The sequence below is a fragment of the Porphyromonas sp. COT-052 OH4946 genome (assembly GCF_000765965.1).
GTDB lineage: Bacteria > Bacteroidota > Bacteroidia > Bacteroidales > Porphyromonadaceae > Porphyromonas > Porphyromonas gulae.
Genome location: NZ_JQZY01000021.1, coordinates 1 through 233 on the forward strand (window position 1 = coordinate 1; position 233 = coordinate 233).

Below are 233 nucleotides of genomic sequence, written 5' to 3' on the forward strand. Positions count from 1 at the left end.
GTAGGGTAGGTGATATTCTTCTCTTGAACGGTCGAATCAATAAAAGCAGTGTCATGATGATGCTCATCATCATCTTCGTTATTGACACGAATGCTTTCTTGGAAAATGAATTCTACCCCCTTTGTTCCAATGCGATTGCGAAAGTGTACCAATTCAGAAGAGGCACAGGGCGCACCAGGGATGAACTCTTGCATGCCACAAAAGTATTGGTAATAAGCATTTTCACTCCATTG

General features: G+C 42.1%; 1 protein-coding gene. It reads right to left on the minus strand.

Annotation, left to right across the window (positions count from 1 at the left end; all coding sequences use genetic code 11):
- A partial coding sequence (locus tag HQ50_RS08080) for a transposase (protein WP_161780807.1) occupies positions 1-233 on the minus strand: 233 nt, incomplete at both ends.